Origin of the sequence: Streptomyces sp. NPDC048018, assembly GCF_043202995.1 — a bacterium.
GTDB lineage: Bacteria > Actinomycetota > Actinomycetes > Streptomycetales > Streptomycetaceae > Streptomyces.
In genome coordinates, this window is sequence record NZ_JBIDBK010000002.1 from 311,739 (window position 1) to 326,301 (window position 14,563).

Annotated in this window: 14 protein-coding genes; 2 read left to right on the forward strand and 12 right to left on the reverse strand. The window is 71.6% G+C overall.

Annotated elements, in window-relative coordinates; translation table 11 throughout:
• Positions 1-3 precede the first annotated feature (3 nt).
• The 4 genes from ACGF1Z_RS07255 to ACGF1Z_RS07270 form a co-directional block, all read right to left on the reverse strand.
• Positions 4-471: a GNAT family N-acetyltransferase gene (locus tag ACGF1Z_RS07255; protein WP_393000903.1), complete on the reverse strand. Its 468-nt coding sequence runs from the start codon at positions 469-471 to the stop codon at positions 4-6.
• A complete protein-coding gene (locus ACGF1Z_RS07260; RefSeq protein WP_393000905.1) occupies positions 468-1,409 on the reverse strand; it encodes an RluA family pseudouridine synthase in 942 nt (313 codons plus the stop codon). The genes ACGF1Z_RS07255 and ACGF1Z_RS07260 overlap by 4 nt, the downstream gene beginning before the upstream one ends.
• A gap of 72 nt (positions 1,410-1,481) precedes the next feature.
• The gene (gene lspA / locus ACGF1Z_RS07265) at positions 1,482-2,063 is read right to left on the reverse strand and encodes a signal peptidase II (protein WP_393000907.1); all 582 of its coding nucleotides are present in this window, start codon (positions 2,061-2,063) and stop codon (positions 1,482-1,484) included.
• A gap of 63 nt (positions 2,064-2,126) precedes the next feature.
• Complete coding sequence (locus ACGF1Z_RS07270; RefSeq protein WP_393000909.1) at positions 2,127-2,594, reverse strand: TraR/DksA family transcriptional regulator; 468 nt, start codon at positions 2,592-2,594, stop codon at positions 2,127-2,129.
• On the opposite strand from ACGF1Z_RS07270, the gene ACGF1Z_RS07275 reads away from it, so the two are divergent.
• Both ACGF1Z_RS07275 and ileS read left to right on the forward strand, forming a co-directional pair.
• Positions 2,563-3,039 carry a hypothetical protein gene (locus ACGF1Z_RS07275; protein WP_393000911.1) on the forward strand — a complete coding sequence of 159 codons (477 nt, stop codon included), beginning with the start codon at positions 2,563-2,565 and terminating at the stop codon, positions 3,037-3,039. The two genes, ACGF1Z_RS07270 and ACGF1Z_RS07275, sit on opposite strands and share 32 nt — an antisense overlap.
• 557 nt (positions 3,040-3,596) lie before the next feature.
• Entirely contained in the window at positions 3,597-6,737 is a 3,141-nt protein-coding gene (gene ileS, locus ACGF1Z_RS07280) for an isoleucine--tRNA ligase (protein ID WP_393000913.1), read from the forward strand.
• Between the two features lie 684 nt (positions 6,738-7,421).
• Here the strand turns inward: ileS and ACGF1Z_RS07285 are convergent.
• The 8 genes from ACGF1Z_RS07285 to murG form a co-directional block, all read right to left on the reverse strand.
• Positions 7,422-8,489, reverse strand: a complete 1,068-nt coding sequence (locus ACGF1Z_RS07285) for a DivIVA domain-containing protein (protein ID WP_393000915.1) — start codon at positions 8,487-8,489, stop codon at positions 7,422-7,424.
• Positions 8,490-8,556: 67 nt separating this feature from the next.
• Positions 8,557-8,847, reverse strand: coding sequence for a YggT family protein (locus ACGF1Z_RS07290; RefSeq protein WP_393000917.1), 291 nt, complete (start codon positions 8,845-8,847; stop codon positions 8,557-8,559).
• 83 nt (positions 8,848-8,930) lie between these two features.
• Positions 8,931-9,554, reverse strand: a complete 624-nt coding sequence (locus tag ACGF1Z_RS07295) for a cell division protein SepF (protein ID WP_376629389.1) — start codon at positions 9,552-9,554, stop codon at positions 8,931-8,933.
• Positions 9,555-9,691: 137 nt separating this feature from the next.
• Positions 9,692-10,411, reverse strand: coding sequence for a YggS family pyridoxal phosphate-dependent enzyme (locus ACGF1Z_RS07300; protein ID WP_393000920.1), 720 nt, complete (start codon positions 10,409-10,411; stop codon positions 9,692-9,694).
• Between the two features lie 8 nt (positions 10,412-10,419).
• Positions 10,420-11,148: a peptidoglycan editing factor PgeF gene (gene pgeF, locus ACGF1Z_RS07305; protein ID WP_393000922.1), complete on the reverse strand. Its 729-nt coding sequence runs from the start codon at positions 11,146-11,148 to the stop codon at positions 10,420-10,422.
• The gene (gene ftsZ / locus ACGF1Z_RS07310; RefSeq protein WP_393000924.1) at positions 11,145-12,359 is read right to left on the reverse strand and encodes a cell division protein FtsZ; all 1,215 of its coding nucleotides are present in this window, start codon (positions 12,357-12,359) and stop codon (positions 11,145-11,147) included. Before ftsZ ends, pgeF begins: the two co-directional genes overlap by 4 nt.
• A gap of 279 nt (positions 12,360-12,638) precedes the next feature.
• The gene (locus tag ACGF1Z_RS07315; RefSeq protein WP_393000926.1) at positions 12,639-13,436 is read right to left on the reverse strand and encodes a cell division protein FtsQ/DivIB; all 798 of its coding nucleotides are present in this window, start codon (positions 13,434-13,436) and stop codon (positions 12,639-12,641) included.
• Between the two features lie 27 nt (positions 13,437-13,463).
• Positions 13,464-14,558, reverse strand: a complete 1,095-nt coding sequence (gene murG / locus ACGF1Z_RS07320; RefSeq protein ID WP_393000928.1) for an undecaprenyldiphospho-muramoylpentapeptide beta-N-acetylglucosaminyltransferase — start codon at positions 14,556-14,558, stop codon at positions 13,464-13,466.
• Positions 14,559-14,563: the final 5 nt, after the last annotated feature.

Consider the following 14,563-nt stretch of genomic DNA (forward strand, 5'->3'; position numbering starts at 1 on the left):
TCGCTACAACGTGCGGCGCATGGCCCGGTGCGGCATCCCCGCGTCCGGGAACTCGGGGCCGTAGGCGACGTATCCCAGCCGCTCGTAGAAGCCCAGCGCGTGGGTCTGCGCGTGCAGGTCGACCGCGGTGAGCCCGCGCTCGCGCGCCGCGTCCTCGATGGCCCGCACGACCGCGGCGCCGACCCCGAGGCCGCGTGCCGCGGCGGTCACCGCGAGCCGTCCGAGGGAGCCCACCGAGGCGTCGGCGCCGGTCTTGGCCGTCGCGTCCGCGCCATGCAGGAGCCGCCCGGTGCCCAGCGGCACGCCGTCGGCCCGGACGGCGAGCACGTGCACGGCGGTCTCGTCGTGGGCGTCGTACTCCAGCTCGCGCGGCACGCCCTGCTCGCCGACGAAGACCTCACGGCGCACCTCGAAGCAGGCGTCGCGGTCGTCGTCGCCGACGGCCTCCCGGACGGAGTACGCGGCGGTCACCGGCTCTCCGAGGCGATCCGGTCCAGGGCGGTCTGCAGGTCCGCCGGATAGGTGCTCGCGAACTCCACCCACTGCCCGTCGCCGGGGTGCTCGAAGCCGAGCCGGACGGCGTGCAGCCACTGCCGGGTCAGGCCGAGGCGCTTGGCCATCGTCGGGTCGGCACCGTAGGTGAGGTCGCCGACGCAGGGGTGGCGGTGGGCGGACATGTGCACCCGGATCTGGTGGGTGCGGCCCGTCTCCAGCTTGATGTCGAGCAGCGAGGCGGCCCGGTAGGCCTCGATGAGGTCGTAGTGGGTCACGGACGCCTTGCCGTCGGCGGTCACGGCCCACTTGTAGTCGTGGTTCGGGTGCCGGCCGATGGGGGCGTCGATGGTGCCGCTCAGCGGGTCCGGGTGGCCCTGCACCAGGGCGTGGTAGCGCTTGTCGACCACGCGCTCCTTGAACTGGCGCTTCAGCGACGTGTACGCGTACTCCGACTTCGCCACCACCATCAGTCCGGAGGTGCCGACGTCGAGGCGGTGCACGATGCCCTGGCGCTCGGCCGCGCCGGAGGTGGAGATCCGGTAGCCGGCGGCGGCGAGGCCGCCGATCACGGTGGTGCCGGTCCAGCCGGGGCTGGGGTGGGCGGCGACGCCGACCGGCTTCATGATCACGACGATGTCGTCGTCGTCGTGGACGATCTCCATGCCCTCGACGGGCTCGGCGACGACCTGCACCGGGGCGGGCGCGCCGGGCATCTCGACCTCGAGCCACGCGCCGCCGCTGACCCGCTCGGACTTGCCGACAACGGAACCGTCGACCAGGACCTTGCCTGCGGCGGCCAGCTCGGCCGCCTTCGTACGGGAGAACCCGAACATCCGGGAGATGGCGGCGTCGACGCGCTCGCCCTCCAGGCCGTCGGGAACGGGCAGCGTGCGGATCTCGGGACTCGTGCTCACCCGTACGAGTATGCCTTGCCGCGCGGCGCTCCCGGTCCTCACCGGGAGCGCGCGGACCTCACCCGCGGGGTTTCAGTCCTTGTGGACGGTTCCGTCCGGGTCCAGGCCGCGGAACGAGAGGAAGACGATGAGGATGCCGCCGCAGACGATCGCCGAGTCCGCCAGGTTGAAGACGGCGAAGTGCGCGGGCGCGATGAAGTCGACCACCGCGCCCTCGAAGACGCCCGGCGAGCGGAAGATCCGGTCGGTCAGGTTGCCCAGCGCGCCGCCGAGCAGCAGACCGAGCGCGATGGCCCAGGGGAGGCTGTAGAGCTTGCGGGCGAGGCGGATGATCACCACGATGACCGCGGCCGCGATCACGGTGAAGATGATCGTGAAGGCCTCGCCCATGCCGAACGCGGCACCCGGGTTGCGGACGGCCTCGAAACGCAGCAGGTCGCCGATCACCTCGATCGGCTCGTGGCCCTCCAGCTTCTCGACCACGACCATCTTGCTGCCGAGGTCGAGCAGGTAGGCGAACACGGCGACCAGGAACAGCGCGAGGATCTTCCGCCTGCCCCTGGGCCGCTCCTCGGGGACCGCCGTCTCGTCGGCCCCTGCCTCGTCGGCCCCTGCTGAATCCGGCGTACCGATGACGCGCTCCGCCTCTGCCACGTGAGTCCCTCAACCTAGGTGCCTGCCTGTGCCCCGAGGGTACGACACGGGCGTCCGGCGCCGTCAGCCCCGACGCTCCTGCTTCTGCTTGTCCTCCACGCAGAGGGTGGCCCTCGGGAAGGCCTGCATCCTGGCCTTGCCGATGGGCTTCCCGCAGATCTCGCACAAGCCGTACGTGCCCGCGTCGAGGCGTTCCAGGGCGTGCTCGGTCTGCTCCAGCATCTCGCGGGCGTTCGCGGCCAGGGCCAGCTCGTGCTCGCGCGTGATGTTCTTGGTGCCGGTGTCGGCCTGGTCGTCCCCGGCGCCGTCGCCGGAGTCGCGCATCAGCCCCGTCAGCTCCTCCTGCGAGTGGACCAGCTCGCTGCGCAGCCGCAGCACCTCCGCCTGCAGTTCGCTGCGGGCCTCGGCGACCTCCTCGGGGGTCCACGGGTCCTCGCCGGGGCGTACGGCGAGCTCACCGGCACGGGCCGGGGGCACCGCGGCGTCGTTCTCGGCCGTCGTGACGCCACCCGCGGTCTTCTTCGCTGCCACCGTCCTGGCTCCTGTCTTCTTCTCGGTCGCGGTCCTGGCCGTCTTCGCGGCCCTCGCGGCCCTCGTGGCCTTCGTGGTCTTCGTGGTCTTCGTGGTCCCGGCGGGACTCCCCGCCGGGGTGCTCCCGGGCGAACCGGCCGCCGTCCTCTCCACGGGGGTCCCGTCCGCCGCCGCGGGGGCCGTGGCGCCGGCGGCCGCGGTACTCCCCGCGGGCGTGCTCCTCGTCGGCACCTTCTTCGCCGCCGCCGCCTTCTTCGTGGCCGCCTGCTCGGCGGGGTCCTCCGTGGCCGTGGTCCTCCCGGCCGCCGCCTTCCCGGCCGCCGGCCTCTTCGCGGGCGCGGACTTCTTCGCGGCCGGCGGCTTCGCGGCCGTCGTCTTCGTGGCCGTCGTCTTCCTCGCGGCGGTCTTCTTCGCCACCATGTCGCGGCCCCTTCACATTTTGTGATCTTGCGCGCGAATCGTGCTGGGACGATAAATCGGCCCAGGGCCCGCGGCAACGGGGCACGCCGCCCGCATCGTCCGCCCCGGCGCCCCGCGGGACGGACCTGCCTCGGTTGTGCCCAGCTCACCGGCCGGTTATCCGTACCGTCCCTCCCCCACTTGGCCGCAGCGGAAGTCCGCCCCCGGCCGTGTGGCCATTCGGGTCACACGGAAAACGGTCGGCCGACCGCACGGCGGGCCCGTACACTGTGGACGTGCCCTCCAGCCCGGGCGAAGCCGGGGCCGGAGGGAGGAGCGAAAGGCTTGGATGGGGACGAGTAGCGTCGTACGCAGCCATGAGCGACCCGGGGACGGTGAGAGCCCGGGGGCGAGCCCGATGTGAAGCATCACCCCGGAGCTGCCGGAAGAAAACCGCGGGCGACCGCGGCGACTAGACCCGGTGTCGCGACCCCAATGAGGGGGCTCAGGGCGTCCGCGCCCGGGGCCAAGGAGGGTGGTACCGCGGGAGCCCAGCTCTCGTCCCTCCGGACGGAACGAGGAACATCCGCCGGAGGAAGATCGATGTCTTCGCAGTACCGCCAGGTGCCCGCCCAGGTAGACCTGCCCGCGCTCGAGCACGCCGTGCTCGATTTCTGGCGCGAGAACAAGGTCTTCGCCAAGACGCTGGAGCAGTCCGAGGGACGCCCGGAGTGGGTCTTCTACGAGGGCCCGCCCACCGCCAACGGCATGCCGGGCGCCCACCACATCGAGGCCCGCGTCTTCAAGGACGTGTTCCCCCGCTTCCGCACCATGCGCGGCTACCACGTCGCCCGCAAGGCCGGCTGGGACTGCCACGGCCTGCCGGTCGAGCTCGCCGTCGAGAAGGAGCTCGGCTTCTCCGGCAAGAAGGACATCGAGGCGTACGGCATCGCCGAGTTCAACGCCAGGTGCCGCGAGTCCGTGACCCGCCACACCGACGCCTTCGCCGAGCTCACCACCCGGATGGGCTACTGGGTCGACCTCGACGACGCCTACCGCACCATGGACCCCTCCTACATCGAGTCGGTCTGGTGGTCGCTGAAGCAGATCTTCGACAAGGACCTGCTCGTCCAGGACCACCGCGTCGCCCCCTGGTGCCCCCGCTGCGGCACCGGCCTCTCGGACCACGAGCTCGCGCAGGGCTACGAGACGGTCGTCGACCCCTCGGTCTACGTGCGCTTCCCGCTGACCTCCGGCCCGCTCGCCGGCCGCGCCGCGCTCCTCGTCTGGACGACCACGCCGTGGACCCTGGTGTCCAACACGGCCGTCGCCGCCCACCCCGAGGTCACGTACGTCGTCGCCACCGACGGCGACGAGCGGCTGGTCGTCGCCGAGCCCCTGCTGGAGAAGGCGCTCGGCGAGGGCTGGGTGACCACCGGCGAGTCCTTCACCGGCAAGGACATGGAGCGCTGGACGTACGAGCGCCCGTTCGAGCTGATCGAGTTCCCCGCCCCGGCCCACTACGTCGTCAACGCCGAGTACGTGACCACCGAGGACGGTACGGGTCTGGTCCACCAGTCCCCCGCCTTCGGTGAGGACGACCTCAAGGTCTGCCGCTCCTACGGCCTGCCGGTCGTGAACCCGGTCCGCCCCGACGGCACCTTCGAGGAGGACGTGCCGCTGGTCGGCGGCGTCTTCTTCAAGAAGGCCGACGAGGCGCTGACCGCCGACCTGGACGCGCGCGGCCGGCTCTTCAAGCACATCGCCTACGAGCACAGCTACCCGCACTGCTGGCGCTGCCACACGGCCCTGCTGTACTACGCGCAGCCGTCCTGGTACATCCGCACGACGGCGGTCAAGGACCGTCTGCTCGAGGAGAACGAGAACACCAACTGGTTCCCGGAGTCGGTCAAGCACGGGCGCTTCGGCGACTGGCTGAACAACAACATCGACTGGGCGCTCTCCCGCAACCGCTACTGGGGCACCCCGCTGCCGATCTGGCGCTGCGAGGACGACCACCTCACCTGCGTGGGCTCGCGCGCGGAGCTGTCGGAGCTGACGGGCACGGACCAGTCGGACCTGGACCCGCACCGCCCGTACATCGACGACGTGACCTTCCCCTGCCCGGCGGAGGGCTGCGGCAGGACCGCGACGCGCGTGCCGGAGGTCATCGACGCCTGGTACGACTCGGGCTCGATGCCGTTCGCGCAGTACGGCTACCCGTACCAGAACAAGGAGCTCTTCGAGTCCCGCTACCCGGCGCAGTTCATCAGCGAGGCCATCGACCAGACCCGCGGCTGGTTCTACACGCTGATGGCGGTCGGCACGCTGGTCTTCGACAAGTCGTCGTACGAGAACGTGGTCTGCCTGGGCCACATCCTCGCCGAGGACGGCCGCAAGATGTCCAAGCACCTGGGCAACATCCTGCAGCCGATCCCGCTGATGGACCAGCACGGCGCCGACGCGGTCCGCTGGTTCATGGCGGCCGGTGGCTCACCGTGGGCGGCCCGCCGGGTGGGCCACGGCACCATCCAGGAGGTCGTCCGCAAGACCCTCCTGACCTACTGGAACACGGTCGCCTTCCAGGCCCTGTACGCCCGCACCTCGGGCTGGTCCCCGTCGGCGGCGGACCCGGCCCCGGCGGAGCGTCCGGTCCTGGACCGCTGGCTGCTGTCCGAGCTGAACACGCTGGTGGCCGAGGCCACCGAGGCGATGGAGTCGTACGACACCCAGCGCACGGGCAAGCTCCTCTCGGCCTTCGTCGACGACCTGTCGAACTGGTACGTGCGCCGCTCGCGCCGCCGCTTCTGGCAGGGCGACAAGGCGGCCCTGCGCACGCTGCACGAGGTCGTGGAGACGGTCACCCGCCTGATGGCCCCGCTGACGCCGTTCATCACCGAGCGCGTGTGGCAGGACCTGGTGGTCCCGGTGAGCGTGGACGCCCCGGAGTCCGTCCACCTGGCGACCTGGCCGGAGCCGGACGGCGCCCTGATCGACGCCTCCCTCTCCGAGCAGATGCTGCTGGTGCGCCGCCTGGTCGAGCTGGGCCGCGCCACGCGGGCCGAGTCGGGCGTGAAGACCCGTCAGCCGCTCTCGCGGGCGCTCGTGGCCGCGACCGGCTTCGCGGACCTGTCCGCGGAGCTGCAGGCCCAGATCACCGAGGAGCTCAACGTCTCGACGGTGGCCTCCCTCTCGGAGGTCGGCGGCAGCCTGGTCGACACCACGGCCAAGGCGAACTTCCGCGCGCTCGGCAAGCGCTTCGGCAAAGGCGTGCAGGACGTGGCGAAGGCCGTGGCGGCGGCGGACGCGGCGGCCCTGTCGCTCGCGCTGCGCGGCGGCGAGGCGAGCGTCGAGGTCAACGGCGAGCAGGTGACCCTCACGCCCGAGGAGGTCATCATCACCGAGACCCCGCGCGAGGGCTGGTCGGTCGCCTCGGACTCGGGCGCGACGGTCGCCCTCGACCTGGAGATCACCCCGGAGCTCCGCAAGGCGGGCCTAGCCCGTGACGCGATCCGGCTGATCCAGGAGGCCCGCAAGAACAGCGGCCTCGACGTCGCGGACCGCATCGCCCTGCGCTGGACCTCCACGTCGCCGGAGACCACGGAGGCCCTGACGGCCCACGCGGCGCTCATCGCGGACGAGGTCCTGTGCACGGACTACGCGGAGGGCGAGGCCGACTCCACGTACGGCACCCCCTTCGAGGACGAGGGCCTGTCCCTCACCTTCCGCCTCCGCAAGGCGTAGCACCCCCGCGAAGGGCCCGGCACCCCGAGAGGCGCCGGGCCCTTCGCCATACCCCGCCCACCCCCTCGCCCCCCGTGAACCACCTCACACCGTCCTGCCCCCGACGTCCCGACCCACCCGGATCACAGCCCCGACCCCACCCCCCGCGCACCTCTCCACACCCCCGCGCCCCACACAGACCCCACCCCACCCCTCCCGCGCCCCACACGGGCCCGTCCCACCCCTCCCGCGCCCCACACGGGCCTCACCCCACCGCTCCCGCGCCCCACACGGCCCGGCCCCAGCGCTCCCGCGCCCCCACACGGGCCTCACCCCACCCCGGGGGGCCCTCCACGCGCCCCCGAGGGTGCCTCCGGGGCCACCCTCACGCCCCACCCCCACGCACCTCACGCCCCCACCCCCGTGCGGCCCTGACCCCACCCCCGTGTGGGCAATCCCGCCGGGGCGGGACGGGTGGGCACACGGGACCGCGCCGGGCGGCGCGCTCCGCCCCCTGCACGCCGCCCGCACCCCTACGGCGCCGTGCGCGCCGGGCGGGCGCCCCAGCGGTAGGAGCCGGCACTCGTCCGCACGCCAGGCGACGGGCCGCAGTCGGCACCAAGGCAGCACAAAGGGCCGGGCCCTGGGAGATTCCCAGGGCCCGGCCCTCCGAGACTGCCGCCGACGGCTAGAGCCGCGGGGCCGTCAGTTGTCGTCCTCGTCGATCAGGAAGCCGCGCATCGGCGCGGGCGCCTGCTGCATCGGCTGGGGAGCCTGCGGGCGGACCGGAGCCATCGGCTGGGTCATCGCCGGGGACATCTGCTGCTGGCCGCCGTACGACGGGGCACCGCCCATCGGGCCGTTGCCGCCGAAGGACGGGGCACCGGCGCCGGCCGGGGCCATCGACGGGGACGGCGGCAGGGAGGCGGCCGCGGGGGTGCGCGGCGGAGCCAGCGAGTCGTCGGCCTGGGTCTCCAGCTGACGCAGCTGCGACTCCAGGTACGACTTCAGGCGGGTCCGGTACTCGCGCTCGAAGCCCCGCAGGTCCTCGACCTTGCGCTCGAGGGTCGCGCGGGCGGACTCCAGGGAGCCCATCGCGACGCGGTGCTTCTCCTGCGCGTCCCGCTCCAGGGCGTCGGCCTTGGCGCGGGCGTCCCGCTCCAGGCCCTCGGCGCGCGAGCGCGCCTCGCCGACGATCTTGTTGGCCTCGGAACGGGCCTCCGCGATCGCCTGGTCGGCGGTCTGCTGGGCCAGCGAGAGGACACGCGCGGCGCTGTCGCCACCCGGGCCCTGGGCCGGCTGCATCTGCTGCATCTGCTGCTGCGGGTGACCCATGGGGCCGCCCTGCATCGGACCGGGACCCATCGGGCCGCCCTGCATCGGACCGGGGCCCATGGGCCCGCCCTGCATGGGGCCGCCCTGCATCGGGCCGGCGGGAAGCGCGGGGGCACCGGACGGCAGCTGCGGCGGGCCCATCTGCGGGGGCTGCTGCTGGGACGGCGGTCCGGATATGGCGGCGGGCACGGGAGCGCCGGGACCGACAGGACGGTCCTGCTGCTCCGGCGGCTTGCGCATGCCCTGCTGCTGGTTCTGCGCGGCGGCACGGGTCGCCGCGGCCAGCTTGGCGCGCAGGTCCTCGTTCTCGCGGAGCAGTCGGGTCAGTTCGGCTTCGACCTCGTCGAGGAAGGCATCGACCTCGTCCTCGTCATAGCCTTCTCGAAGGCGGACGGTCGTGAACTGCTTGTTCCGCACGTCCTCGGGGGTCAGCGGCATCTCTTCTTCACCTCTACGTAGTCGTCGGCAGTCGGCAAGACCGTATCGTCCACATTCACCTCCACCATCACCTCGCGAAGTTGCTCACGATGGAGATCAGGATGTAAACGACGATCATCAGAACGAAGAAGGACAGGTCGAGTGCCACGCCCCCGAGACGCAACGGCGGGATGAGCCGCCGAAGAAGCTTGAGCGGTGGATCGGTGACAGTGTAGGTGGCCTCCAGTACGACCACCATCGCCTTACCGGGTTGCCATGACCGGGCGAACTGGAAGACGTAGTCCATGACCAGCCGCAAGATCAGGAGGACGAGGAAGCACATCAGCGCGATGTAGATCACCTGCAAAGCGACGCCCATCCCGCGCTTCCCTCTCCCCTGGCTCTCGTGCTCTCACTTGTCCGGCCGCCCTCTGCGGCCGGGCCGTACTCGGTCTCGTGTTCTCAGCTCTGGTTGAAGAATCCGCCCTCTGCGATACGGGCCTTGTCCTCCGCCGTGACATCGACGTTAGCAGGCGACAACAGGAACACCTTCTGCGTCACGCGCTCAATGCTGCCATGGAGCCCGAAGACGAGTCCGGCGGCAAAGTCGACAAGTCGCTTTGCATCGGTGTCGTCCATCTCCGTGAGGTTCATGATCACCGGGGTGCCCTCGCGGAAGTGTTCCCCGATGGTACGGGCCTCGTTGTAGGTCCGCGGGTGCAGCGTGGTGATGCGGTACGGCTCCCGCTCGGACACGACCTTGGGCATGATCACGGGTGCGTTCTTCTCCAGGCTGGGACGTTCGGGTGTGATGGATGCCACGGGGGCAATTCGGGCCGGACGTCCACTCTCGGCGGGTACCGGGACAGAATGGGACACCGGTTCACGGGGTGCGGGCGGGGCCACCACACGCACCGGTTCCTCCCGCTCCAGCTGTCGGGGAGGCTGGTGGTGGCGCCGGTCACGCTCCGGCTCCGGCTCCAGCTCGGGTTCGAAGTCGTCGTCGGGATCGAATCCCCGGCCGTCGTAACCATCGTCCTCCACGAGGCCGAGGTAGACCGCCATCTTGCGCATCGCGCCGGCCATTCTCTGCATCCTCCGCTCTGTGGTGGATCGCCCTTACCGAATGTCGCAGTGTCACCAAGTGCCCGCGATCCACGGGTCTGTCCGCCCCTCGGCGGAATGACCATATTTTCTGCTGTGGTCCGACTTGCTTCGCGACGTTACCCGAGCTTCGGGCGGACACCGAGCACCGCCGTACCGATGCGCACGTGTGTCGCTCCGGCCGCGACGGCCTCCTCGAGGTCCGCGCTCATCCCTGCTGACACCATGTTCGCAGCCGGACGGGTCGCGCGCAGGGCAGTCGACAAATCCATCAGGCGCTCGAAGGCGGCCTGTTGCCGGCCCGCGTACGGACCGGCCAGGGGTGCGACGGTCATCAGTCCGCCGAGCCGGAGTCCCGGGGCGGCGTCGACCGCCGCCGCCAACTCCTCGATCCCGTCGGGCGCCACCCCGCCCCGCTCGCCCCGGTGGCCGGACTCGGCGTCCAGGGCCACCTGGATCAGACAGCCGAGCTCGCGCCCCCGGTTCTCCGCGGCCGTGGAGAGAGAGGAAACGAGCTTCAAACGGTCGACGGACTGCACCACATCGGCATAACCCACCACGGACCGGACCTTGTTCGTCTGCAACTGGCCCACGAAATGCCAGCTCAGGTCGAGATCCGCGCAGGCGGCGGCCTTGGGCGCCGCGTCCTGGTCCCGGTTCTCCGCGACGTGACGCACGCCGAGTTCGTGCAGGAGCCGCACGTCGCTCGCGGGGTAGGTCTTGGTGACCACGACGAGGGTCACGTCCTCCCGCTTCCGCCCGGCGGCGGCGCACGCGGCGGCGATGCGCTCCTCCACCCGGGCGAGGTTCGCGGCGAGTTCCGACTTGCGGTCCGTCATATCTCTTCTCAGATCAACCAGACATATCCCGCGAGTCGCCCGGTGGTGCGATCGCGGCGGTACGAGTAGTGGTCGGCGGACTCCAGGGTGCAGATCCCGCTCGCCTCGACGTCGGTGACGCCCAGCCGCGAGAGCTGGGCCAGCACGCCCGCGGTGACGTCCACGGCGGGGGTGCCCCACGAGGTCTCGGCGTGGGCGGCCGGCTCGACCGCCGCCACCTCGGCGCGCATGGCTTCCGGCACCTCGTAGCAGCGCCCGCAGACGGCGGGGCCGGTGCGGGCGACGATCCGGTCGGGGCGGGCGCCGAGTTCGGTCATCCGCTCCACGGCCGCCGGGACCACCCCGGCGACCATCCCGGGCCGCCCGGCGTGGGCGGCCCCGACGACCCCGGCGACGGGGTCGGCGAGCAGGACCGGGACGCAGTCCGCGGTGAGCACCGCGAGGGCGAGCCCCCGGCGGGCGGTGACGACGGCGTCGACCGACGGGACCGCCCCGGTCCCCCAAGGCCCTTCGACCTCGGCGACGTCGGCGCCGTGCACCTGGTTCATCCAGACCACCCGCGCCGGGTCGAGCCCGAGCGCCTCGGCCGCGCGTCCCCGGTTGGCCCGTACGGCCTCGGGGTCGTCGCCGACGGCACCGCCGAGGTTGAGCTGCTCGTACGGAACGGCGCTCACTCCGCCCCACCGGTCGGTGAAGGCGAAGTGGGCGCCGCTCGTGTCGTGACGCTGCCCTATCACTTCAAGAAGTCCGGGACATCCAGCTCTTCGGCCTGGGTGTCCGGGTACGGGCGGGCCGGCGGGACCACCGGCGGGGCGACGGGCGGCAGCGTGCTCTCGCCGGCGGCCGCCGGCGCGGGCTCGGCGGGCGCCGGCTCCTCGCGGGGGGTCACCGTGCCGAGTCCGCCCAGCGGGCGGGAGTTCTCGGCGGCACGGGGCGCCGGGGCGGGCTCCTCGCGCTTGGCGGAGGACGAGCCGATGATGTTGTCACGGCGGGCGGGCGGCTGGCCGCCGTCGAAGCCTGCCGCGATGACGGTGACCCGGACCTCGTCGCCGAGGGCGTCGTCGATGACCGCACCGAAGATGATGTTCGCCTCGGGGTGCGCCGCCTCGCTCACCAGCTGGGCGGCCTCGTTGATCTCGAAGAGACCGAGGTCACTGCCGCCGGAGATGGACAGCAGCACGCCACGGGCGCCGTCGATGGACGCCTCGAGGAGCGGCGAGGAGATCGCCATCTCGGCGGCGGCCACCGCGCGGTCGTCGCCGCGGGCGGAGCCGATGCCCATGAGGGCCGAACCGGCCTCGGACATGACCGACTTGACGTCGGCGAAGTCGAGGTTGATCAGACCCGGGGTGGTGATGAGGTCGGTGATGCCCTGGACACCGCTGAGGAGCACCTGGTCGGCCGACTTGAAGGCGTCGAGCACGGAGACCTGGCGGTCCGAGATCGACAGCAGCCGGTCGTTGGGGATGACGATGAGGGTGTCGACCTCTTCGCGGAGCTCGGCGATGCCGTCCTCCGCCTGGTTGGCGCGACGCCGGCCCTCGAAGGTGAACGGCCGGGTGACCACACCGATCGTGAGGGCGCCGAGCGAGCGCGCGATGTTGGCGACGACGGGTGCGCCGCCGGTGCCGGTGCCGCCGCCTTCGCCGGCGGTGACGAAGACCATGTCGGCCCCCTTGAGGACCTCCTCGATCTCCTCACGGTGGTCCTCTGCCGCCTTGCGACCGACGGCCGGGTTCGCCCCGGCCCCGAGGCCACGGGTGAGTTCACGGCCGACGTCGAGCTTGACGTCGGCGTCGCTCATCAACAACGCCTGAGCATCGGTGTTGATGGCGATGAACTCGACGCCCTTGAGACCGACCTCGATCATTCGGTTGATGGCATTGACACCACCGCCGCCGACACCGATGACCTTGATGACTGCGAGGTAGTTCTGCGGTGCTGCCACGTCGAAGGCCTCTCGCCTCGAGTTACGTGTCGCCGCTTCGCGGTGGTAAGCGCGCCGCGACGACGGATGCCGATTGGGACGGTCCGAACGCCGACCCAAACCCTAACGTTGAAGTTTAGGGTTACCAGTGTCGCTGTTCGCTGGACTCTTCCGAACAGGACACTAAGTCGACAAGTGGCGCACGTTCAACGAACACGCCGAACCTCCCGTTTTTCTTTTCACCCTATGTGATCACCCGTAGCGCTGGCCAACCAGGGTGCTGGCCAGGGCTGATGAGCGTCAACTTCCCGACGAGGCGGGCGCGGTGGGGGCACTTACATCGAAGTGCCCCGCTTTGGGAGTCGCTTTCATGAGCGCGGTGAGAACCCGGGCCTTCACGGGCCCGTCCTCGCCGCTGCCCCAGAAGACGGTGCGGCCCTTGTCGAGTTCCAGAGTGATGGAGTCGAAGGACGTGATCCGGACGACACGGACGTCCTGGGCGATTTTCTCCGGGAGTTCGCCCGTCACGCCTACCGCCGCCCGCAACAGCCGCTCCGCGTCGAAGCGGCGCAGGCTCGGCGAGGCGGCGGCGTCGAGGACGAGCCGGGGCACTCCGCGGGGCGGACGGACCACGGTGGCGAACCGAACGGCGCCGGAGTCCACTTCGTCGAACTTTCCGCCCTTTTCGATGAGCAGGACGGGCAGACGTTCCGTCACTTTCAGTCCGATTCCGTGCGGCCAGGAGCGGACGACGTCCACGTCCGCGATCCGCGGCAGCCGCTCCCGCAGCCGCGCCTCGATGGCGTCGGTGTCGACGGACACGAGCGGCGCGCCGACGGGAACGGCGGCGACCCGCTCGACCTCGCCCGGCGTGAGCACCCGGGTCCCGGAGGTGGTGACCTGCTCCACCCGGAACCAGCCGGAGCCGTAGAGAGCCCAGACGCCGGCGGCGACGAGGACGAGGCCGGCGAAGGCGATCAGGAGCGCACGCGGGCCGGGCACCCGGAGCTTCCGGGTGCCCGGTCGGGAGGGCCGCTGCGGCGAGCCCTCGGACCTGCTCGTGCCGCTCTTCTGCTGGGTCGCCGGTCCGGCTGCCACAGTGGCGTCTCCTGCCCGTCGGCGCCGCTACGCCTGACGGCGGGCGGCGATCGCCTCGTACACCATGCCGACGAGCAGGTCGTCGGCGTCCCGGCGGCCGAACTCGGAGGCGGCGCGGGACATCTCGTACAGGCGGTGCGGATCGGCCAGTACGGGCAGGACGTTGGCCTGCACCCACTGCGGCGACAGTTCCGCGTCGTCGACGAGGAGTCCACCGCCGGCCTTCACCACCGGCTGGGCGTTGAGCCGCTGTTCGCCGTTGCCGATGGGCAGCGGGACGTAGGCGGCCGGGAGTCCGACGGCGGAGAGCTCGGCGACGGTCATCGCGCCCGCCCGGCAGAGCATCATGTCGGCGGCGGCGTACGCGAGATCCATCCGGTCCACGTACGGTACCGGCACGTACGGCGGCATTCCGGGCATGTTGTCGACACGCGGCAGTTCGTTCTTCGGGCCGACCGCGTGCAGGATCTGGATGCCGGAGCGCTGGAGCACCGGCGCGATCTGCTGCACGACCTCGTTGAGCCGGCGCGCGCCCTGGGAGCCGCCGGAGACCAGCAGGGTCGGCAGGTTCGGGTCGAGGCCGAACGCGGCGCGCGCCTCGGGGCGCATGCGGGCGCGGTCCAGGGTGGCGATGGTGTGCCGCAGCGGGATGCCGATGTAACGGGCGTTGCGGAGCTTGGAGTCCGGGGTGGCGACGGCGACCCCGGCCGCGTACCGCGAGCCGATCTTGTTGGCCAGGCCGGGCCGGGCGTTGGCCTCGTGGACCACGATGGGCACACCGAGCCGCTTGGCGGCGAGGTAGCCGGGAAGCGCCACGTAGCCGCCGAAGCCGACCACGCAGTCCGCCTTGGTGCGCTCCAGGACCTGCTCGGCGGCCTTGATGGTGCCGCGCAGCCGCCCGGGGACGGTGATCAGCTCAGGGGTGGGCTTACGGGGCAGCGGCACGGCGGGGATGAGCGCCAGCTCGTAGCCCCGCTCGGGGACCAGCCGGGTCTCCAGGCCCTTCTCCGTGCCCAGCGCCGTGATCCCCACGGAGGGGTCCTGCCTGCGCAGGGCGTCCGCGAGGGCGAGCGCGGGCTCGATGTGACCGGCAGTACCTCCGCCGGCGAGTACGACATGCACCGAAA

What these genes read in the sequence shown, in the direction of transcription:
- ileS (WP_393000913.1), top strand. Translation starts at nt 3,597, where the DNA reads ATGTCTTCGCAGTACCGCCAGGTGCCCGCCCAGGTAGACCTGCCCGCG.
- ACGF1Z_RS07285 (WP_393000915.1), bottom strand. Translation starts at nt 8,489, where the DNA reads ATGCCGCTGACCCCCGAGGACGTGCGGAACAAGCAGTTCACGACCGTC.
- ACGF1Z_RS07290 (WP_393000917.1), bottom strand. Translation starts at nt 8,847, where the DNA reads ATGGGCGTCGCTTTGCAGGTGATCTACATCGCGCTGATGTGCTTCCTC.
- ACGF1Z_RS07295 (WP_376629389.1), bottom strand. Translation starts at nt 9,554, where the DNA reads ATGGCCGGCGCGATGCGCAAGATGGCGGTCTACCTCGGCCTCGTGGAG.
- ACGF1Z_RS07300 (WP_393000920.1), bottom strand. Translation starts at nt 10,411, where the DNA reads ATGACGGACCGCAAGTCGGAACTCGCCGCGAACCTCGCCCGGGTGGAG.